This is a genomic window from Coleofasciculus sp. (assembly GCF_046565525.1).
Taxonomy (GTDB): domain Bacteria; phylum Cyanobacteriota; class Cyanobacteriia; order Cyanobacteriales; family Coleofasciculaceae; genus Coleofasciculus.
This window is the reverse complement of the sequence record NZ_JBKHUP010000086.1, coordinates 15,356-36,356: the sequence shown is the minus strand read 5'-3', so window position 1 is coordinate 36,356 and position 21,001 is coordinate 15,356. Positions and strand designations below refer to the sequence as shown.

The window sequence follows — 21,001 nt, the reverse complement described above, 5'->3', positions numbered from 1 at the left end:
TGCCCACAAAGTCATTAGCACGGGTGCCGACTAAGCTATTGGCAGCATCAACCGCCCCAGAAATGCCAGTAGTGCCACTGCCCCAGGTGACTGCCCCGGCATCCACTACTGCCCCGTTGTCCCAAAAGGAGCTACGGATCACGTAATTGCCGTTGCTCAGCGCTACTACGCCTTCATTGCCCACAAGGTCACTAACCTGAGAGCCAGTCAATGTGCTAATCAGTGCTCCTGTAGCGCCGTTATAAAGATAAACCGCTCCCGCATTATCCGCCGCAAAGTTATCCCCTGGCTTAGTTACCACCACATTTCCCGTACTCACAGGCACAATATGAGTGCCAAACCCCGTCCCACCCCCAGCATTGGGGTCAATCAGGTCAAACTGCGGGAATAGCGGTGTGGTATCAGTATCATCAATCACAATATTTTTCGGGTCAAGCAACAGCGTCCCGGCTTCTCCATTCACCGCCCCCGCTTCCACAACCCCTGCCATTGCCAAGGTCTCTTTCCCCGACACTTCCACAAACCCACCATCACCCTGCACTGCACCCCCCCGCGCCTGAATCGTGCCAGCAAATTGAGTGAGTTGGTCTGACCAAACAATCACTTTACCCGCATTTCCTACTGTTAGCGCATCTGCCCTGAGAATAGTGGCATGATTAATCAGTGTATTTTGAGCATTGACCATCCCCCCTTGCCCCCCTTCGTAAGGGGGGTTAATGGAACTCCCCCCTTTCAAAGGGGGGTTGGGGGGGATTTCCCCCAAATTCAGAGGATTTCCCTGAAAGTCACCCCCAACTAAAATCTCCCCACCCCCACTATTACCACTTACATCCACATCTGCTGCTAACAGCCGCACATCTTGACCAAACAAATGCACAGAACCGCCCACCTCTCCTGTCGCCTCAAACCTACCAGACGTAGTTAATTGAGTCTCCTCTCTCCCATAAACCCCAATCTCTCCCCCCTGTTGAGTCCCCGTCGCCGAAGTCAAAGCACTCGCCGTCTGAATCAGCGTACCCGTATAATCAATCTGAATTTCTCCACCCCTGCCATCACTCCCACTGGCACTAAGCCTGCCACTATCCAACAAATTCTTTGTCTCAATCTGGATACGCCCGCCATTCTCCCCATCGGCGGTAATTTGTCCCTGGTTATACACCACCGTTCCTGCCAGATTAACCCCTCCGGCATCAGGACTATCCACAGAAACTTGTCCCTGATTATTTACTTGCCCCCCAGTCCCCGTCAACAATACGGCTAAATCCAAGTGCTGAACCGGAATCACCCCTCCCTCACCATCCTGGGGTGGGACAAACTCCAAACTCAACAAATGCCCCGGTTGACTCACCCGGACTAAATTCTCTCCGGCTACAGCCGCAATGGTAATATTACCCCCTGGTGCGGTGAGTTCTCCCTGATTCGTCACACTTCCCCCCAGTAAGGTTAAAGTCTGACCCTCACCTACGACCAAATTCCCTTCATTAACAATACTGCCCGACTGCACCAAATCAAACGCGAACTGACTGGGATTACCAATTAAAGCTTCGTAGCTATTGTTACCAAACGCATTAAACCAACCATTCTCATCAAACCCAATTCTCGTAGCAGTGGTAGCGGTAAAATCCCCCATCACATTTAACCGAGAATTCGCCCCAAACACGATCCCCGCTGGATTGATTAAAAATAAATTGGCATTCCCCCCCGTCACCTGAATCAATCCATCAATCATGGAGGCATTCCCGCCCACCACACGCCCTAAAATATTTTGAATATCTGGTGTAGAGAGAAAATTAGCAATCTCATTGGCAGAAAGTCCAAACTCCTGCAAACTATGAAATCGGTTTGCCCCATCCTCTGAAAAAGAACCCCCAGAAATATCGTACTGATTGCCATTAATTGTTACCACAGTACCCGTACCATCCTCAGCCTGGGTAATCGATTGCGCCTGAACCGGAGACATGGAGTGAAGCGTAACCATGCCCAGAGAAATTATTCCCGCCAGAGAAAATAATTCAGGTAACTTGCCAACGGAGGAGTCGCCCATTTTCATAACCTGATTCCCTCCAAATATGCCTATAATCTTGCCACATTTTTTTTGATAATGGGTAAATTTCTTTTTCTGAGAGTTGCTGGTTAAGATCAGGAAATATTCGGCTAAACCAACCCAACCTTTACGCTTATATATTCCCCACATCTTTCTTTACAATTTCTAGGGAAATGGGATACGAGAGTGGATGAACTATAACGTTGTAATTCTACGCACTCACAACTTGTCTCTTTTGTCAATAAAAGCTGAGAGTGAAGTCTTACAAGACTTATCAAACAAGGGATTGCCCGATTGTTACAAAAAAAATTCTATAATAGATAGACCTTTACGCAAGGAGTACAACTTCTCTTAGCCTTTTATGTCATAAATTCTTGACTTAATGTTTCATTACAAAAAATTAATCTAATCGAGAGTCAACTTAACGGTTAGCTGGGCGGTTGTAGACGCGCTTCTTGGCTTATATAGGACATAGACACAGACTCATAGCGTAGGGAGTATCCTTCACGAAAAGTCCCCGACAGAGGGTGGTTCAAGCTGACGACAAGCCTCTTTTCAACCACCAAGATGGGTCAGTCGAGTCATACAAACTATTACCTTTAAGTCATCACTATCCCGATTGTAAATAAATATGAAAAGTATTTACCTTGGGTAAAGAATCCGATTTAATAGGATATGTGCTGTACAGGCATCTACCACCGACCCCTTCATAATAAATGTAATCAATTTTACCTAAATATTCAGGGAACTTTTGACCGAGTAGCACGACTAGCTAGGAATAACTGAAAACACCTAAATATTAATTCAGGGAATGGCGAGTATTATGACAAAAACAACTTACTCTCTACTCTTCGCAACCACCTCATTGGTTTGCTCCCTTTCGCTGGTGAGTTTCTCTCGCTATGCCACACCAGTGCTAGCAGAGTCTCAACCCGTTAATTCAGTCGCCAGTACCCTTTTCCCCAGTTCATTGGAGATCGGTTTCAAATCTCCACGAACTGAAGGAGAACCTAAAGAAAGCGGGACACTCGGCACTCGTGGAGGATGTCTCACAGATGAATCTTTCTCCCCTTCTTTGACTCCGCTAACACCTGGTACTGTTCAAGGATTAACGGGAAACAAGGAAACTGTGAAGGAACATCCCACGTTAACTGTGAGTGAACATCCTACTTTCTTTGTCTATGTACCCGAAACCAGTGCCAAAACCGCCACCTTTATTTTGACTGATAGCGACGTGACTGAACTGGTTTACTATACCACTATTGATCTTCCGGAAACTCCGGGTATTATCAGCATTAAAGTCCCCACTGATAAAGACTCGTTAGAAATTGATCGCGTTTACAAATGGACATTGAGCCTGCAATGCAACTCAGCCGGTGCCGATGGAAACCCAAAAGTGATGGGATGGATTAAACGCACTCAACCCAACCCATCTTTGGCAAAAGATTTAGACAAGGTGAAGCCTTTGGAGTTAGCGGCATTGTATGGAAATTATGGTGTTTGGCACGAACTTTTAACGACACTGGTTGATTTGAGACAGTCTCATCCAGAGGATGAGAACCTAGCGATGGTTTGGGAAAATCTGCTCAAATCAGAATCCGTGAAACTGGAAGAAATTTCTCAAGCGCCTTTGATTGAAAGTACGCCAGTGGAGTATTGAGAATTTGGCAATGGTGGCAATGGGTTGGTGTGGGTTTAAGTGGATTAGATTCGGCTTGTAGTAAGGGCTAAAGCCCTTAATTCTACAGATTTGTCTCGTTTATGGCACTAAAGTGCCTACTACGAACCTGTGTTAATTCAGTGCTATTCAATGAATGACAAATGACCAATGACAATTATTCAGTTTTTCCAGGAATGGCGGGGTGTATTAATTTCTGCGCCAACTGTCGCCGGATTAACCATCGCCCTACGCTTAACAGGTGCGTTACAACTCCTCGAATGGGCGGCGTTGGATCAATTCTTCCGTTGGCGTCCCCTGGAACCTACCTCGGAACGGATTGCGATTGTGGCGATTACGGAAAAGGATATCCAAAATGCTGGACAGTGGCCCATTTCTGATCGAACATTAGCACAGTTAATTGAGAAACTTAAACAACAGCAACCCAAAGCCATTGGTCTGGATTTATTTCGGGATTTACCTGTGCCACCCGGTCATGAGGAATTAATTAATGTCTTTGCCTCCACACCCAATCTTATTGGCATTGAAAAAGTCGTCGGCGATGCATTGGGTGAACCTGTCGCCCCACCGCCTATCTTAAAGGAACGGGATCAGGTGGGTGCGGCTAATATGATTTTTGATCAAGATGGGAAAGTCCGCCGTGCCTTACTTTCAATTACTCTAAAAAATGGCGACACTATTGAAACCTTAGCCGCTAAGTTAGCATTACTTTATCTGGAAACCGAAGGGATTACCTTAGAAGAAATTGAACCGGAATATAAATATGGCTTAGGTGACGCCGTCTTTACTCGCCTGCAACCCCAAGATGGCAGTTATATCAACATTGATACAGGCGGGTATCAAATCCTGTTTAATTTTCGCAACCATGAATGTCGGGGAAAACTGGAGGGAACCTGTCCCGTCTATCCCACGGTTTCCATGACTGAAGTTCTAGACGATAAAATCCCCCCAGATTGGGCAAAAAATCGGATTGTTTTAATTGGTACAGCGGCAGAAAGTGTCAAGGATCGCATTTTTACCCCGTACAGTAATAGTTTTTTCACCGCCCCGAATGGGGTGGAAGTTAATGCAGATTTGACCAACCAAATTTTAAGTGCGGCATTAGATGGGCGTCCCCTGATCCAAATCTGGTCGGAACCGATAGAATGGGGATGGATTATTCTCTGGTCGTTTGTTGGTGCATCCGTGGGCTGGAAAGCATTCCGCATTCGTTGGAAGGCGGCGGGACTGTTTTTGGTGGGAGGATTGTTGACGATTGGGTCATACTGTGCATTTCTGGCGGGGTGGTGGATACCGTTGGTGCCGCCTTTGTTAGCCTTGAGTGGTTCGGGTGTGGCGATTACCGCCTATATCGCCTACACGGAAAGCGAAGACAAGCAAACAATAATGAATTTATTGGGACAGCATGTCTCTCCTAAAATAGCCCAAGCCATCTGGCGCGATCGCAACCAACTCCTCAAAGATGGACAGCTATCGGGACAGAAGTTAACCGCAACGGTTCTATTTACGGATTTAAAAGGCTTCACCACGATTACCGAAAACACCGACCCAGAAACCTTAATGGTATGGTTAAATGATTACATGAATGTTATGGCAGAGACAGTTCTCAACCATAATGGCGTCCTAGATAAATTTATCGGTGATGCGGTGATGGCAGTCTTTGGCATTCCCATCCCCAGTACCACAGACGCCGAAATTACCCAAGATGCGATCGCGGCGGTGAATTGTGCAATAGAGATGGGCAAAAATCTGCGATCGCTAAATCAACATTGGCAAGCCCAAGGGTTACCCACAGCCGCCATGCGCGTAGGAATTGCCACAGGTACTGTCGTCACCGGAAGCGTCGGTTCTCGCCAACGCCTCAACTACACCACCATTGGCGATAGTGTGAATATTGCCGCCCGGTTAGAAAGTTATGATAAATCTCTCGATGGTGGAATCTGCCGCATTTTAATCAGCGAAGAAACCTATCAGCATATCCACGATAAATTTACCAGCCAATTTATTGGCACGGTGCAGTTAAAAGGACGCCAGCAATCCATCAAAATCTACCAAATTTTAGAAGGTCAATCGAGTAAGCTGTTCGGCATTTAAACCTTAATGTCAACAACTGCCAAATCCTTGTAATGTGAGCATCTTGCTCGCTACCCATTCCCAATTTAAATGCGTGACATAATAGCCATTCGGATCTACTTCAACTTAACATTGTTTCAGCAGAGCAATCCACATATCGGGCGGGCTGGAATAGTAATTAATCTTATCCACTTGATAGCGATTTGAAGTAGAGCCTCTGTGCAAAATGAGATAATCACCGGGTTCTACGCCTTGACCTTGTTCTGTCATGTAAGCCCGAATTCCGCCATCTTTCGGGACGAAGACATGATTGTGACGGTCATTGGATAATTTATAATGATGTGTTTTATTCAGTCGCTGGGATGGATTGGATACAAATTGTTGGCTTAAGGACAAATCCGTGCGAGAAAGAGTTGCTGACTGGGTTGAGGACATATCTGATACTTATTTCCTTGTCGTTACAAGTTGTTAGAAAAATTTATTTTTGCAAAGGAAATGTTACATTTTCCTACCAATTGTGCGTTGACTAATTAACTTTTATCAAAATTAGCGGTTGGCTATCTCAGCAAAATAGCGTAATTTTTATCCGCATGATCACCGAACTCCCAACTCATTAATGATTGTAAACATTAATCAAGGTAAGTATACAAAATTAAAATTATTTATCTAGCCAACAGGCTAAATAGTCGTGTATTATTAACAGATTTAGATTCGTTGACAGTTCTCAAGGCAGTTGCAGCGCTGGGAGTAGTTGCTGTCATTGAAATCAACATTACTTGTACTTTTGTAAACTTTTATTAAAAATAGACGATGATTCCAGGGGAACAAATCATCCAAAAGGGAGAGATTGAACTGAATGTGGGGCGTCCAACCTTGCGCCTGTCGGTAGCGAATACAGGCGATCGCCCGATTCAGGTAGGTTCTCATTTTCATTTCTATGAAGTGAATGACGCTCTATCATTTGACCGAGAGCCAACCAAGGGGATGCGGTTAAACATTCCGGCGGGTACAGCCGTGCGCTTTGAACCGGGAGATGAACGGGAGGTTGAGTTGGTACCGTTTGTCGGTAGCCGTCAGGTTTATGGGTTTAATGGCAGAGTGAATGGGGCGCTGGATAATTATTGACTTCTCCACGCCAAATTACAATTTCTCGGCTCGCCCTCCCGATCAGGAACTTCCCAACAATGGTGGAGAAACCGGACAAAACTCAAGCAATGATAAGCTGGCAGGATATTGCTTTGATGAAGCAGATGAGTGAAAAACAGAGGATGTTAGCAGGAGAGCTATATCTAGCATCTGACCCTGAATTAAAAGCATTACATAATCGAGCCTGTCAACTGACGCGCTTGTACAACTCCACAATGGAAGACGAAGTAGAGACGCGATCGCAACTTTTACAGGACTTATTTGGCAAGCTGGGATCTAATCCTCAAATTAGTCCTCCCTTTTACTGTGACTATGGCAGTAATATCTATGTCGGCGATAATCTCTATATGAACTATGGTTGTGTGATTCTCGACTGTAATACGGTTCATTTAGGCGATAACCTGTTATGTGGACCTTATGTGCAGATTTATACAGCCTATCATCCTACCGATCCAACCCAAAGACTAACCGGACGCGAACTCGCCAGACCCCTTAAAATTGGTAATAATGTCTGGATTGGTGGCGGTGCAATTATTTGTCCAGGTGTCACGATTGGCGATAATACCACGATTGGTGCCGGTAGCGTTGTTACCAAAAGTATTCCTGCCAATGTTATCGCCGCCGGAAATCCCTGTCGGGTTATACGAGTGGCAAGTACGACTCAACCTCCAATCCTGGAAGTGTAACCGTAAAAAAACGTGATCGCTATCTCTTGTTGAAAGAGAATGAGTTGCGATCGCGCATTCCTATCTATCAGTGGCGTTATTTAAATAAAGACCCTTATCAAACACGTCACATGAACCTGAAAATGCACCCTAACATTCATTTACCAGTACCTGTTCGGGTAGAGCCATCTCTTTCAACCAATAGCCCCATCGATACAGGTTTTGCCGTCGCACAAAGCTTTGTCTACTTTAAACAAACAAAGCTTGAAAAACCTAACGGCTTTTTTAGTAAATGCTCCCTAGCTCAATGTCGTCAACATCAATCGTCAGCAGCAATGGGATTTTCTTCTTGCTGTGAGAGCAAATTCCCTTGCTTGTAATACGTCCTAGTAACCTTCTTTAGAAGGAATAATAACTATGGTAAAGAAGAATACAACTATTGTCAACGCTTTCGTAATACACTGTATTATTTCAATGCCGACTTTCCCGATAGTTATCTAATTGTGGGGGGAGAGGGGGAGAATCTTTGATTTGGTGTGGGAGGATATCACAGTCGGGGCAATTCAGGAATCGCCCCGACAAGTTATTTAGAGCGGCTAGGACAAATGGCAACCCCTAGTCCTCTCTCCTCAAACGATTCCCACTAACTTGGCACTCAACTCCCACATCCTCTCCCCTTTTTCATCATCGCGGGCTTGGGGAGAAACCCTTTGCACAAAGGACTTGCCCTCTTTCTTCTGTCGGTTCCCCCAACTCCAATAGACACCGGATTGGCTATATTCAGGATCGGCAACGACGACGGCAACCCGTTCACCTGCTAACTCCTGCGATACGTACCCCCCAGTGATGTGTTTCTGGAATAAGGGAAAGAGTTTCTGAAACAGGGGATAGTGATTTCGGAACAGGGGTGTATCGGCGACACATCCTGGATAAAGGGAACTGAAAACGATACCTGTTGACTCGTGATAGCGCCGATGCAGTTCTCGCATCGTCAGCACATTACAGACTTTGCTGTCTTTGTAGGCTTTGACGGGTTCAAACTTTTTGCCGTCAATCATAGAGTGAGGTTCTTTGAATCCCGTTTCAAAGCCTTTGAGTTCACCTAAATCTGGACGCGGTGGAATCTTCCCACCCAATTCATCGGGATTGTGGGTTACCGTTCCCAAAATCACCAGCCGGGGAGACGAAGCCGAGGAATGCTTCAAATCCTCTAGCATCAGGTGGCACAGGAGGAAATGTCCCAGGTGATTTGTGGCAACGGTTAATTCATACCCTTCTGGCGAGCGCTGGGGTTCCTTTATTAAAGGCATATAAATGGCGGCGTTGCACACCAAAGCATCTAGAGACTTGCCACTTTCCCGGAATTGGGTCACAAACTGGCGCACGCTCTCTAAGCTACCCAAGTCAATCGGCATAATTGTGTAGCTATCCTGGGGGATACCTACCTCTTGAGCCGCGTTCTGGGCTTTCTCTAAATTCCGACACGCCATCACGACATGCCATGTTCCCCTTTGCGCCAGGGCTTTGGCAGCATACAAACCAACCCCTGATGAGGCACCCGTAATCACAACCGTCGATTTCTGATGTTGTTCCATTCTCTTCAGACTCCGTTAACCGCCGTTAACTGTTTTTAGACTCTCTTACCACTGAGCTACTTGATGATCTTACAGTTGAGTTGATTCAGTTGCTCAAAAAGTTTTCAGTTGATCGGGTAGAGGGGCTGAGTAAGAAAGTGTGACCTCGCTCACTCAAGGGCTTTTGTCTGGTCACGCTGCAGGTTCATTGAAATTACTTATTGATACTATACAGTATCACCAATCGTCTATTGAATCATCACCTGAGTTGTGTTATTGAACGCCTAGATTTTTTCTTTACAATTCAATATATTTGTTAAAAGAAGTTTAGAAAATCAGTGGTTTTGAGTTAACTAATAATTATCGGGAGCTTAAGAATGACTTATTGCAGACTCTCTCATAGCCAATCTGTGCGCTGGGATAAATTGTCGTTAAAACTGCGGTACAAAATGTTCAACGCCGGCACTGAGGATAAGTTTGAGGCGTGGATTACGAAAATAGAAGATGACTGGAATGATGAAATCGCTGCCTGTCTCCAGGGTCAATTTCCCGATTGGCGTGGCTAAGTGAGGAGTTGTCTTCGGCACGGTAAGATAAAGGAATAAAGCTGGGGTATGAGGCTAAAAGTGAAGGCATCTAGAATGGCGGAATCCTTCCACTCCGGGGATTCCGTCATCCTGTTAAAAGAGAGTGAAGCCGTTAAAAAGTACCCTGAACATATCTTCAGCTAATCTTAAGAGCTAAGTTATAGAACTCAAGCTATGCCTATTCGACTCAGTTATACATCTAGAAAAACCCGAGCGTGAGAGAGCGCTGGGTTGAGAAAAATGAGATGGTAGGTATCCTTAGAATAGCACAAACGGCAACGGCATTGAAATGGCGGTGCATCGGCATCCTTGGGAATTTGTTAAGTTCCACGACGTTATCAGTGTTTAGAGTCGATTGATGTGAACCTCCAAATCCTCTTTAACCACCAGGAGGCTATTGGTTGGGAAACTGTGCCAATTTCCAGCAAACAAGGGTTCAGAGGCAATCATGACAGCGTTAGGGTAATTTGGATCATCCCTTAACCAGTATAGGGACGGTGCACTGGTATCCAATGCATAGCGACTGGCAACTAGGCTATGCCCATCACTGATAACCACATTGGCAGAAAAGCTGACTTGATCGGATTGGGCTAATTGTGTCAACTGGATCAAGGTTTGCGACAAGGCTTTCTCTATGGAAGCATCGGGAGCCGTTTGGAGTTCATTGACAAAGAGGGCAAAAATATGCTCAGAATCGGTTGTACCGTGGATTGATTGATAAATTTCATCACTCAGGCGATCGCGAATGGCTCGATACAGGGTTTGGCGGAAATGTTGGATAAAACCGTTGTGAATGAATAACAAGCGATCGCGGCGAAAGGGCTGACAGTTTCCCATATGCAAGGCTTGACCCGGTGTAGCACTCCGAACATACGCCAATACACAGTCGGATTCCACATAACGGCTCAATTCCGGTAGATTCGTATCGTTCCAGATGGGTAGCGTATTTTTGTAGGTAAACGGCTCAACATCCTGATTTAAATGATACCAGCCAATGCCCAATCCATCAGCATTGACGACACCCGATTTCATCTCCTTTGGTAAGTAACTTTGGACAACCAGGGAATGTTCAGGTTTATACAAAAGCTGATCGAGTTGGAGAGGGGAACCTAGGTAGCCTAGTAATCGGCACATGCTTATTGGTTTATATCCTATTCCATTGAATCCATTTATATTTTAGGCTGAAATGAAATCCTGATGAACTATATTATTAAAAATCCTGAAGATACTGTTCAATTACTGCTCGAACATCTCCAGATGACGGGTTTAGCTGTACTGATTGCTGTCGCGATCGCGCTTCCCTTATCCTTACTGATCACTCGCTACCGTTGGCTGAATATTCCCATTTTAGGTATTCTGGGCATCCTCTACACCATACCGAGTCTAGCGCTAATTATTCTGCTTGTACCACTTTTTGGCTTGAATCGTCAATCGGTAGTGGTGGCGATGATTCTCTATACCCAAGTGATTCTGGTACGAAATTTTCTGGTGGCATTACAATCAATTGAGCCCGAAATCTTAGAAGCCGCACGCGGGATGGGAATGAATTCCTGGCAACGGTGGTGGTGGGTACAAGTTCCCCTAATTTTACCCATTGGAATTGCCGGAATACGTCTGGCAACAATTGTCGCGATCGCGATTGCCACAATTGGTGCTAAGTTTGGGGCTGGAGGATTAGGATTACTACTGTTTGAGGGAGTTTCTCAGAATCGCTACGATAAAATTTGGGCGGGGGCAATTACCGTGGCGATTTTGGCGTTTGCTTTAAATGGTATTTTGCTGGGATTACAATGGCTATCTAATCCGCAACGAAAAATTCAGGGAACCAGATGAAACTATTCTACAGAATAAGTGGTCAGACATAAATAAACAGATCTGTGTTAAGAAATGTAAAAATAAGCCAAGTTGTTATATCACAAGCATTGAGACAATATTTACAAAACCTTATACAGCGCCCAAAACTTTTGTCCAACTATTTAGTTGGTTTTTTACAACTTTGCTTAACCCCTCAATACAGCCCTTAAGAATTCTTTACAACTAGTCCCAAAGGGTTGTCAGACGAAGCCCAAACAGAAAAATTTTCTCAGACCAGTGTATTACCCTTGACATACCTCTTTAGATAGAAGTTATAATTGCCAAGAACAATACAAAGCAAATTAATTTGCGTTCCTCTCACACCCTATCAGTGTGCAGTGTTTTCCAATGAGGATGGGTTCATGTTCCTCATGACTGATGGGTATAATCTTTGCGTACCTCTTTGAGTCAAAAGAGGGGTATCATCCGATTAGAAACAAATTCCTCTTGTCGGACAGGTAATTGTGTCTGTAGAATTGGTATTTCTCAGGCTTAATTTTCTGGACTGGACACAGTTTCTGCTGGAATTAAAGTGCAATTTAGATTCTAGAGGTGATGGTTTTTAAAGGTACAAAAGTAGGCGGAGAAAATTACTAATTTTCTGTCTGGTTTGACATTTTGAGGGGAAGTTAATAGAAGTGAACAAATAAAATAATGAAGCAAGAACAATTGACAATCGCGACGCGAAACAAACTCCTGAAGATATTGACAATCTTTGTCCTGGCAGTAGCAGTCATCTTTTGCGACTGGAGTTACGCGCTAGCCGATGACGGAGGCTCGTCCTCCGCTTCAATTTGCACCGGAACTCCTAGTGAGCTAGAAACTAAACTGCGAAACAACCTCAAGAATAAATTCCTAACCTACGAAGGTTGTCCGACAGAAATGGGTGCTTGGTATATGTTGCCAATGCCCGAAGAAAAGGATCGGATGCAAGCTGTTCACGTAGCGCTATTACCAAACTCAAAAGTCTTAATTGCCAACGGCAGCAGCAACCGCAACCACGTTACGGCAGATGGCAAAATCGAAGACGGTCTTGATAATAGTAATTACGATGTCGTCAACAACACATCCATCTTCGATCCTTCCCTTTCTGATTTCTATTATAACCCCCAACCCGACTTCACCCAATCTCCTTTCGAGCGTATTTCATCGCCCCCAGCGGAGGTAGAAGGTGAAATAAATGACCTTTTCTGTTCCGGTCATTTACAGCTACCCAGCGGAGATGTATTATTTGTCGGGGGGACTCGACGCTACTACCCCGGCGTGCGCTTCTTAGGATCGAGAAATGCCAATATTTTTCACTGGCAAGATCGGACTTGGGAAACCTTAGGTTTAACCGAGGACGGTCACTGGTATCCTACCCTCGTCCCGCTAGCTGACGGGGAAATTGCTGCCTTCTCGGGACTCTCAGCAACTTCTCCAGAACTTATTAGCACTCTGGTAGAAATTTACGATCCCACAAACAAAACTTGGCAGTCCATCGATGTCAAAAATCTCCCCAACAATCCGTTTTCAACTCGGATGAACGACGAGAACTTCGGGTCTGACATCATAGACCTTTATGCACGCATACTGCCAACCCAACAGCAAAACCGATTCTTAATCACAGGAGATGGTGGCGGTAAAAACGAGGCTAAGATTGCTCACGCAAGCGTCCATAGCTATTTCGTAATCTTCGATAAAGACCCCGGAACCGGAAAGTATACCATAAGCTTCGAGAAAGGTCCTGACAGAAAAGCCATCAACAAAGTCTATGGTACTGCAGTAATAGACCCGAGTTCTCCTAACGGAGATGTCCTCTTAATGGGTGGCATCATGGGCACCAATAACATTGGTATTGGACCAGGAAAAGATGTGATCAAGGGAGCAACTATTGCTGCCAGCCTAGAGCGTTGGAAAGCACCAGGCGCACAAGACACTAACACTAAAGGTTCGTGGGAGATCGATAAGAACTTTTTTGCCAAAATTGACGAAGACATTTTACTCGAAACTGAGGATATCGTAGAGGGTAAAGTAAAAGCCTTACCACTGAATTATAAGTATGTAAAGCAGTCCTCCAGTTTAGGTCGCTATGGCAAGCGGGCTATGGAACAGGCTGTCATTCTGCCGACCAAGGAAATTTTGGTAGTCAACGGAGGTAACTACGCCGAAACCCGTCCGGCTTACAACCCGACCTTGTTGATTCCAGATGCCACCCAAACCGACCACCAAGGCTTCCGCACCAAGCTGATGAACCCGGATGTTGAACCCAGGCTTTATCACAACAACGCTTTGCTGTTACCAGATGCACGGGTGTTAGTCATGGGTGGCAACAACTCTCGCGCCGCCAGATATGATGAGGACGGAACCGTTCGTCTAGATACCAAGAACGATTTCGCGTTTGTCGAGAAAGGCACTGACGGCAATAGCGGCGAGATCTGGCAACATGCAATATTTTACCCGCCCTATCTCTTCGGAGCGAGTCCCCGCCCAGAAATTGAGACAGATATTACACAACTACAATACGGCGCCTCTCAAACTATCTCTGTGAGCAACGCCTCTACAGATAACTCAGGTTCTGTGGTTCTGGTGAAATTGGGTTCGGCAACTCACTCTTTTGATATGGGTCAACGCTTGGTAGAACTAGAGATCCAAGACCAACAACCTAGTGGAACTGACAACAACACTAGCATCAGCTTTAGCGCTCCGACTAACGACCATTTCAGCCCACCAGGCCACTACATGCTTTTCTACGTCAATGGTGCCGGGAAGCCTTCCCACGCCAAGATCGTGCAATTAGTAAAGGCTTAATTTCCGGGGCATCAATTCTTCCACTGGCGAGATATTTGTAGGAGTTTTTTGACTTACTGTTTGTCAAATATCTCCCAGTCTTACTTTCAACCAGACAAGTTTAGCTACACAGTAAAAAAGGAGTTGGTTATGGCTGACATCAACGAAGCGATAAAGCAAGTCACCGAAATTGTCACCCCTTTTGATGAATTGGAATATGAAGCCCTGTTAGGTGAGATCCAAGGCAATATCCTCAAATCCCATGGACGAAACCATGCGGTTCATTTGTTTTTGAAATTCACTGGCGATCCGGAATCCGTTAAGCAATGGATTGGCAATTTTAGTCACAAGTATGTAACATCTGCACTGGCTCAAGCCGAGCAGGCAAAGCAGCATCGACAGTATGAAGGGGAAGGTCAACTATTTGGCAACTTCTTTTTAACAAGGGCTGGTTATATGTACTTAGGGTATAACTACGAGGATCTGCCCAATGAAAACCCATTTCGACAAGGGATGAAAGATACCAATATTCAGAACGAACTTGGCGATGATGTTGAGCAATGGGAAGATAGTTTTCAACAAGAAATTCATGCTCTTGTATTGCTTGCAGGTGATAAGATAGTAGGTCCGCGAACCCAAGAGGCAAAGCTGTTAGAGCGGAAAAACCCCGAACTGCTGCACAAGCAGCCTGCTCTATTGGCACAACAAGTAGAGAAAATAAAAACAGAGCTGGCTAATATTGCTACAGTCGCCCATGAGGATATAGGTTACGTCCTCAGAAGTTCTGAAACTGGAGCGGAGATGGAGCATTTCGGATTCCGAGATGGAGTCAGTCAACCCCTGTTTCTGAAGGCAGATATTGACAAGGAAAAAGAAAATAGCGACTTTTCCAAATGGGATCCTAGCGCCCCGCTAAATTTGGTATTGTTCAAAGATCCCTTGGGTAAAAAAGATGAGAGCTACGGTAGTTTTTTAGTTTACCGCAAACTGGAGCAAAACGTTAAAGCCTGGAACAAGGATGTAGTTAATAACCTGGCTGAAAAGCTCGAAGCTTCCCCCGATTTAGCAGGAGCTTACACTATGGGACGCTTCCAGGACGGAACTCCAGTTGTTCTCCAAAATACGGAAAGCTCTCAACAGCCTGAAGAGAACAACTTTAATTATGCAGAGGATAACGAAGGTCTAAAGTGTCCCTTCCACGCCCACACTCGCAAGGTCAATCCCCGTGGTGAAACGCCAGTCCCTCTAGAAGAGGAGAAGATGCATCGTATTGTTCGTCGGGGAATTAACTATGGACCTCTGCCCAGCGAGGAGCCAGAAACCGGTGCAGGACTGCTGTTTTTGTGCTTCCAAGCCAGTTTATCGAATCAGTTCAACTTCATGCAGAAGGCATGGGCGAAGGAACGTAACTTTGTCCGGCGAGATGTGGGTACAGATGTAGTCATTGGTGTTGAAAAGAAAGAAAAGGATAATAATGGTAACTTAGTCGCCGTCACAGAGACATACCAATGGTCAACTAACTGGGGCGAGTCAGGGCAGACGGAAGCTGACTTCACTCATTGGGTAACCATGAAAGGCGGGGAATATTTCTTTGCCCCCTGCATGAGTTTCCTCAAGTCTTTTGCTCCCGCTCCCACCTGCAATATCGTATTTCGGGGAGTACCCAAACAAGAGCTCCAAGCTGCTCAAAACATTATTGACGAACTCCGCAATTACCAGCAGCGGAACTGGGGAATTGGTTTGAACGGAGAAACCAGCGAGCCAGACGGATTCCTCCGCTTCTTCGAGCAGCGAAACTTACCATTTAAGTTTTACGTGCGGAGTTCGCAGGTAGAAATTGGCGACCCCTCTGCCTACGAGGAGGATATCGCAACGCTCAATAAATACATTGAAGATGTACGCAACCAGGAGATTGAGGCAAGCGAATATAAAATCGCCGAACTTAAGGAATACAAAGAACTGTATTGGGCAATTGGTTTAAACGGAGATACCCTTGAGCCGGATGGATTTGTTAGCTTTTTTGGCGAACGAGAGCTACCGTTCAAGTTTTTTGTGCGGAGTGTAGTGGCGGTGGGTGATGAATCTGCCTATGAGCAGAACATCGCAACGCTGAACAACTACATCAGTTCCCTATGTGGGTAAGAGACAAAAGATTCAGTTGAAACCACCACTACATCACATCAATCTTTCAGCGATTGTAAATAAGTAGGGCACGTCAAAAATCGTGGAAAGCCTCACCATAAGGTGAGGCAGTTTCAATTTTTCGGCTGGGGAAAATTCAGTCTAAACGAGTGCTTAGCAGGAGAATGAAAGTCTGGGAAACTGCGGACACTGACAAATGACCCCTATAACAAATATAAAACCTGTTTTACGTGCTGTAGGAGGATGTAAATCGTTGTATAATACTCAAACTCACCTCCGCAACTAATGCCAATATTGCCACAGGAATAGCACCCACCAGTAGAATACTTTGATCATAAAGCGCAAACCCCAACGTAATAAAACTACCCAATCCTCCTGCACCAATAAAAGCAGCTAGAGTTGCGCTGCCAATTACCTCGACTGTCGCGGTTTTAATCCCAGCAATGACTACCGGTAAGACTAAAGGAATTTCGATTTGTTGCAAAATTTGCCTGGGAGACATCCCCATCCCTTTGGCGGCTTCGATAATGGTGGGTTCAATATTGCGAAAGGCTACATCTGTGCTGATCAAAATCGGTGGTAGTGCTAAAAGCGTCAACGCTACCGCCGCCGATTTGAAACTTAGCCCCAAATAGGGAATGGCAACGAATAAAATCGCTAAGCTGGGAATGACTCGTAAACCATTGACGGTATTAATCAAGACAGTTGAGGTGGTTCGCGATCGCGCACTCAGCAGCCCTAACGGTAAACCCAGCACTAAGCTGATTGTCAGTGGCACGAGTACCAATAGCAAATGTTGCCCTAGGGCTTCCCTAAACTTGTCTGGATGACTGGCAATATAATTTAGAACTTCGGCAAACGTCTGAAACATTTGAGTTTTTCAGCCATTAACGTTTATCATACAATAATTCTGTTTACCAATTACGTGTAGCCATAGGACTATCTATCCCAGTATTTATCCCTGCACCACTGATTATACTTGGTTTACATAAGTTGTGATGCCAAGTTTTTGATCTGCCCCGGCAATATAGATCCTACACTTACGGAATTCGGAAAAATCTTGGACAAACTAAGATATTCCGATATTGGCGTTTCAGCAGGATATCTATATCAATTTTCCTGCATCTGTCGGCATTTCGCTAGTCATTGTCAATTGTCGGAGCAAACTCATGAGTATAAAAGTTATTGTTTTTGATTTTGATGGCACTTTGGCGGATACCTTTAACGCGATCGTCCGGATTGCGAATCGTTTAGCAGACGACTTTGGATATAAACCGTTGATGCCATCGGACATTGAACAGATTAGAAATTTAAGCACTCGCCAGATTATTCAACAATCAGGACTTCCCTTGTTCAAAATTCCTTTTTTGCTTAAGCGCATTCAATCAGAATTACACAAGGATATTGAATCTTTAAAGCCTGTTTATGGAATACCTGAGTTGTTAAAGGAGTTAAAGAATCAAGGAAAGATTATCGGCATATTAACCTCAAATACCGAAAAAAATGTTAAAACCTTCTTAAAAATACATGCCCTAGAATCTTTTTTTAGTTTCATTGATTCAGAAGCGACAATTTTCGGTAAATCAAGCGCATTAAAAAAACTTATAAATGATAACCATTTTCAGCCAAACTTCCTTGTTTATATAGGAGATGAAACACGAGATATCGCTGCATCAAAGAAAATTAACATAAAAGTGGTAGCCGTAACTTGGGGATTTAATTCTTCAGATGCATTAATCAAATATAACCCTGACTTTTTAGTTAACCATCCTCGTGAAGTCTTGACAGTTATCGCGGATTTTGCCAAATTGTAAGCCACTCGCTTGTTAAAAGCAGCCATCGGGGCTACTTACATTCCAATCACGACAACAGAACCATCTGCTTCCGCAGCTTTTATATCTAAATAGGGCTGGCTGCAAAAATCCCAAACCCTTATCTATCAATGCTTTGAGCGGCATTGATATTTGCTCCTGTTCAAGGAAAAAGGGTTTAACCCTTTTATACCCTTGCACCGCTATCAGGGAAAATGTACTATGGCTTCCCCAGCTCCCAGACGTAGCATTGCCATCTGCCCTCTGTGCCATCTACGCCTGTGCCTTTTGCGACAACCTGGATACGGATAGAGAGAATCTCCCAAAAGGTTTTAATCACAGGGGTTGCAGCATCTTTTACTTCAGCGAAATGACGGGTATGGCTGGGAAACAGAAGGTGTAACGGCGGATGCTCTGAAAAAAATTTTCTCAAAGGGCTTGCCAAATTATCCTTTTACTGGGTAAGATTAGTAATCGTGGCAAGCGTTGAAGTCATGATCCTCAGTAGCTCAGTGGTAGAGCGGTCGGCTGTTAACCGATTGGTCGCTGGTTCGAATCCGGCCTGGGGAGTTTAAAATTAGCTGGTAGCCCCAAGCCAAAAGCTAAACCTGCGGAATGGCAGTAGCAAAACTAGCAGTTCAATCCCCTCTTTCATAAAGGATTTGGGCTAAATCATTCCGTAATAAGGCTTCTTGCTGAGTTTCGCCGATCGCGTTGGCGAGGGCGATCGCTTGTTCGTAAAATTGCCGCGTTTTAGATAAATTGCCTCTGGCTAGATAAAATTCGGCAAATAATCGCAGTGAAACCAACTCTCGGCTTAAGCTTTCCTGTTCTTGGGCTAAGGCTAAATGTTGATTGAGATATCGAATCGCCAGCAAATCTGGACCAATGATACTGTAAGATTTCGCCAATCCACGCAGGGCGCGAAACTGATTGGGAATATCACGGCTATCTTGTGCCAGTTGTAAGGTATATCGATAGGAGCCAATCGCATCTTTGTAGGAGGCGATCGCGAAATAGGCATCCCCTAAATTATTACGGGTATTCGCTTCTCCCAAAGGATCGCCCAATCGCCGCCGCAAGGTTATCGCCGCTTTATACTGCTTAATCGCCTCTAAATAATCACCCGCACTAGTGGCGACTAAACCCAGGTTGCTCAAACTAAGTCCTTCCCCTTCGCGATCGCCCACCGTGCGAGCAATCGTGAGGGCTTCAGCAAAGCTTACTTGGGCGGCTTCCAGATTTCTCGATTGCAGCAGTACAGTGCCAATGTTATTCAAGGCATAAATTTGTCCCTGAAAGTCTTGTAGGAAACGGGCAACCCCTAACCGACGGCGTAGGGACTCCTCAGCTTGGGAAAAGCGACCCAAATCAGCATAAGTGAGACCAATATAATTGTAAGCTAAGCCTTGTCCTTCAAAATCGCCGATTTTCTGATAAAGATCCAGCGCCTGTTGCCAATAAGCGATGGCTTTTTGCCAATTTTCTTGACGCTTTGCCTCTCCTCCTAGCCGCAGAAGTACATCCGCCTCATTTCTTTCTTCCCGTTGAAGGCTCCTATTCAAGGGAATCGTCAATTGATCTTGTAAGTCAAAACCCTCGGTGTTGTTGGAGACGGTTTGACTTAGAGCCGGGTTACTCAAGATCAGTACCGCCCCAGAAATCAGAGCCACCGATGTGCGACGCATCACGTTCACCGAGAGATATCCTCTATTCATGGATTGATGATTTTTTGTTCGAGATAGGGAATGTCTATCCGTTCTACAACACTTGGACAAAGCTAGACAATATTGGATCTTGTTAGACATCATCCGGATTGCTTCCTGCTTCTTTCTGGCGGTGACGGCACTCTTTCCAGTCCACAGGCTTAAAATCGGACAGAACTTGCCCTATTCAAAATTCTAGCGATTGCAGTAAAAAGATTACAGCGCCAGAGGATGTCACACGGGTACAGCATTGGATTCGGACTTGTCCTCAGTATTATCCGCCGCTTGTTGTAAGTAAATCTCGCGAATATCCTCGGGTAAGTTTGCCTCTAATCGCTGATACCCCTGCTGGAGTTGATTTCTGACTTGAGCGGGTGCGATCACTTCGCCTTCGGCTTGTAAATAGGCGGCGATGCGGGTTTCACTCCACTTAAAGGTTAAAGCCATTATCACAATTAACCGCATCAGAGGGGGTAACTGTTCTAATGCTGCCTCCAGATAACACCATAATGGGGGTGGTGCAGCTTGGAGGGTATAGTGAATGGACTCCACTGGGGGTAAATCCGCTTGATTGATGCAGACGGCTGTCATGTTAATCAGCCAGCTTTGGAAGGTATTAGACTCACTCGCCGCCTCTTTGATAAAATCCATTCCCCGTAGTTCATAGAAAATATGACGCCAGGTGAGGGCAAAGAGGTAGTCGGCTTGCACGGGCGATCGCGCGGAATGACGAATTAAGGTATAGACAATCGGACTATAGCGGCAGAAAATCGCCGTGAAATACTTTCCCTGTTCCGGATAGCGCTGAAACAGAGTTACCAGTTCCCGATCGCTGTAGTGAAACAGGGATTTGACTAGCGGATGGTTGGATTCAGAAAAATGTGGAATATGCACAGTGTTTACGTTCTAGCTAGAATTGGTGAATGCACGGTGTTCACTCTCAAGCAGATGC

Annotated in this window: 17 protein-coding genes and 1 tRNA gene; 10 read left to right on the top strand and 8 right to left on the bottom strand. The window is 45.1% G+C overall.

Going from position 1 to position 21,001, the window contains the following annotated elements; all coding sequences use genetic code 11:
• Nucleotides 1–2,050 (bottom strand): two-partner secretion domain-containing protein (locus ACLGGO_RS26085; protein WP_446421455.1); only part of this gene is annotated, 2,050 nt, incomplete at its 3' end.
• A gap of 817 nt (nt 2,051–2,867) precedes the next feature.
• On the opposite strand from ACLGGO_RS26085, the gene ACLGGO_RS26080 reads away from it, so the two are divergent.
• Together ACLGGO_RS26080 and ACLGGO_RS26075 are read left to right on the top strand one after the other, a co-directional pair.
• Entirely contained in the window at nt 2,868–3,704 is an 837-nt protein-coding gene (locus ACLGGO_RS26080; RefSeq protein WP_446421454.1) for a DUF928 domain-containing protein, read from the top strand.
• A gap of 168 nt (nt 3,705–3,872) precedes the next feature.
• Nucleotides 3,873–5,816: a CHASE2 domain-containing protein gene (locus ACLGGO_RS26075; RefSeq protein WP_446421453.1), complete on the top strand. Its 1,944-nt coding sequence runs from the start codon at nt 3,873–3,875 to the stop codon at nt 5,814–5,816.
• A gap of 105 nt (nt 5,817–5,921) precedes the next feature.
• Here ACLGGO_RS26075 and ACLGGO_RS26070 read toward each other — a convergent pair whose 3' ends face one another.
• Complete coding sequence (locus ACLGGO_RS26070; protein ID WP_446335459.1) at nt 5,922–6,230, bottom strand: hypothetical protein; 309 nt, start codon at nt 6,228–6,230, stop codon at nt 5,922–5,924.
• Nucleotides 6,231–6,605: 375 nt separating this feature from the next.
• On the opposite strand from ACLGGO_RS26070, the gene ACLGGO_RS26065 reads away from it, so the two are divergent.
• Together ACLGGO_RS26065 and ACLGGO_RS26060 are read left to right on the top strand one after the other, a co-directional pair.
• Entirely contained in the window at nt 6,606–6,920 is a 315-nt protein-coding gene (locus ACLGGO_RS26065; RefSeq protein ID WP_446356106.1) for an urease subunit beta, read from the top strand.
• A gap of 89 nt (nt 6,921–7,009) precedes the next feature.
• Nucleotides 7,010–7,627, top strand: coding sequence for a sugar O-acetyltransferase (locus tag ACLGGO_RS26060; protein WP_446421452.1), 618 nt, complete (start codon nt 7,010–7,012; stop codon nt 7,625–7,627).
• A gap of 608 nt (nt 7,628–8,235) precedes the next feature.
• Here the strand turns inward: ACLGGO_RS26060 and ACLGGO_RS26055 are convergent.
• On the bottom strand, nt 8,236–9,201 hold the full coding sequence (locus ACLGGO_RS26055; RefSeq protein ID WP_446335456.1) for a protochlorophyllide reductase: 966 nt from the start codon (nt 9,199–9,201) through the stop codon (nt 8,236–8,238).
• Between the two features lie 356 nt (nt 9,202–9,557).
• Here ACLGGO_RS26055 and ACLGGO_RS26050 point away from each other — a divergent pair, with 356 nt between their 5' ends.
• Nucleotides 9,558–9,746 carry a hypothetical protein gene (locus tag ACLGGO_RS26050; protein ID WP_446421451.1) on the top strand — a complete coding sequence of 63 codons (189 nt, stop codon included), beginning with the start codon at nt 9,558–9,560 and terminating at the stop codon, nt 9,744–9,746.
• 366 nt (nt 9,747–10,112) lie between these two features.
• Here the strand turns inward: ACLGGO_RS26050 and egtC are convergent, their stop codons facing one another.
• Nucleotides 10,113–10,901 carry an ergothioneine biosynthesis protein EgtC gene (gene egtC / locus ACLGGO_RS26045; RefSeq protein WP_446421450.1) on the bottom strand — a complete coding sequence of 263 codons (789 nt, stop codon included), beginning with the start codon at nt 10,899–10,901 and terminating at the stop codon, nt 10,113–10,115.
• 63 nt (nt 10,902–10,964) lie between these two features.
• Between egtC and ACLGGO_RS26040 the strand changes: the two genes are divergently transcribed.
• From ACLGGO_RS26040 to ACLGGO_RS26030, 3 genes are all read left to right on the top strand, one after another.
• On the top strand, nt 10,965–11,600 hold the full coding sequence (locus tag ACLGGO_RS26040; RefSeq protein WP_446421449.1) for an ABC transporter permease: 636 nt from the start codon (nt 10,965–10,967) through the stop codon (nt 11,598–11,600).
• 675 nt (nt 11,601–12,275) lie between these two features.
• Nucleotides 12,276–14,411: a galactose oxidase-like domain-containing protein gene (locus ACLGGO_RS26035; RefSeq protein ID WP_446421448.1), complete on the top strand. Its 2,136-nt coding sequence runs from the start codon at nt 12,276–12,278 to the stop codon at nt 14,409–14,411.
• A gap of 129 nt (nt 14,412–14,540) precedes the next feature.
• Complete coding sequence (locus tag ACLGGO_RS26030) at nt 14,541–16,532, top strand: Dyp-type peroxidase (RefSeq protein ID WP_446421447.1); 1,992 nt, start codon at nt 14,541–14,543, stop codon at nt 16,530–16,532.
• Between the two features lie 226 nt (nt 16,533–16,758).
• Here ACLGGO_RS26030 and ACLGGO_RS26025 read toward each other — a convergent pair whose 3' ends face one another.
• Complete coding sequence (locus ACLGGO_RS26025) at nt 16,759–17,403, bottom strand: ABC transporter permease (protein ID WP_446421446.1); 645 nt, start codon at nt 17,401–17,403, stop codon at nt 16,759–16,761.
• 298 nt (nt 17,404–17,701) lie between these two features.
• Here ACLGGO_RS26025 and ACLGGO_RS26020 point away from each other — a divergent pair, with 298 nt between their 5' ends.
• Nucleotides 17,702–18,346, top strand: a complete 645-nt coding sequence (locus ACLGGO_RS26020) for an HAD hydrolase-like protein (protein WP_446421445.1) — start codon at nt 17,702–17,704, stop codon at nt 18,344–18,346.
• 217 nt (nt 18,347–18,563) lie between these two features.
• Here the strand turns inward: ACLGGO_RS26020 and ACLGGO_RS26015 are convergent, their stop codons facing one another.
• A complete protein-coding gene (locus ACLGGO_RS26015) occupies nt 18,564–18,776 on the bottom strand; it encodes a hypothetical protein (protein ID WP_446335448.1) in 213 nt (70 codons plus the stop codon).
• A gap of 65 nt (nt 18,777–18,841) precedes the next feature.
• Between ACLGGO_RS26015 and ACLGGO_RS26010 the strand changes: the two genes are divergently transcribed.
• Nucleotides 18,842–18,913, top strand: a tRNA-Asn gene (locus ACLGGO_RS26010).
• A gap of 68 nt (nt 18,914–18,981) precedes the next feature.
• On the opposite strand, the gene ACLGGO_RS26005 is transcribed toward ACLGGO_RS26010, so the two are convergent.
• Complete coding sequence (locus ACLGGO_RS26005; RefSeq protein WP_446421444.1) at nt 18,982–20,061, bottom strand: tetratricopeptide repeat protein; 1,080 nt, start codon at nt 20,059–20,061, stop codon at nt 18,982–18,984.
• A gap of 222 nt (nt 20,062–20,283) precedes the next feature.
• The gene (locus ACLGGO_RS26000) at nt 20,284–20,943 is read right to left on the bottom strand and encodes an RNA polymerase sigma factor (RefSeq protein ID WP_446335446.1); all 660 of its coding nucleotides are present in this window, start codon (nt 20,941–20,943) and stop codon (nt 20,284–20,286) included.
• Between the last annotated feature and the right edge of the window lie 58 nt (nt 20,944–21,001).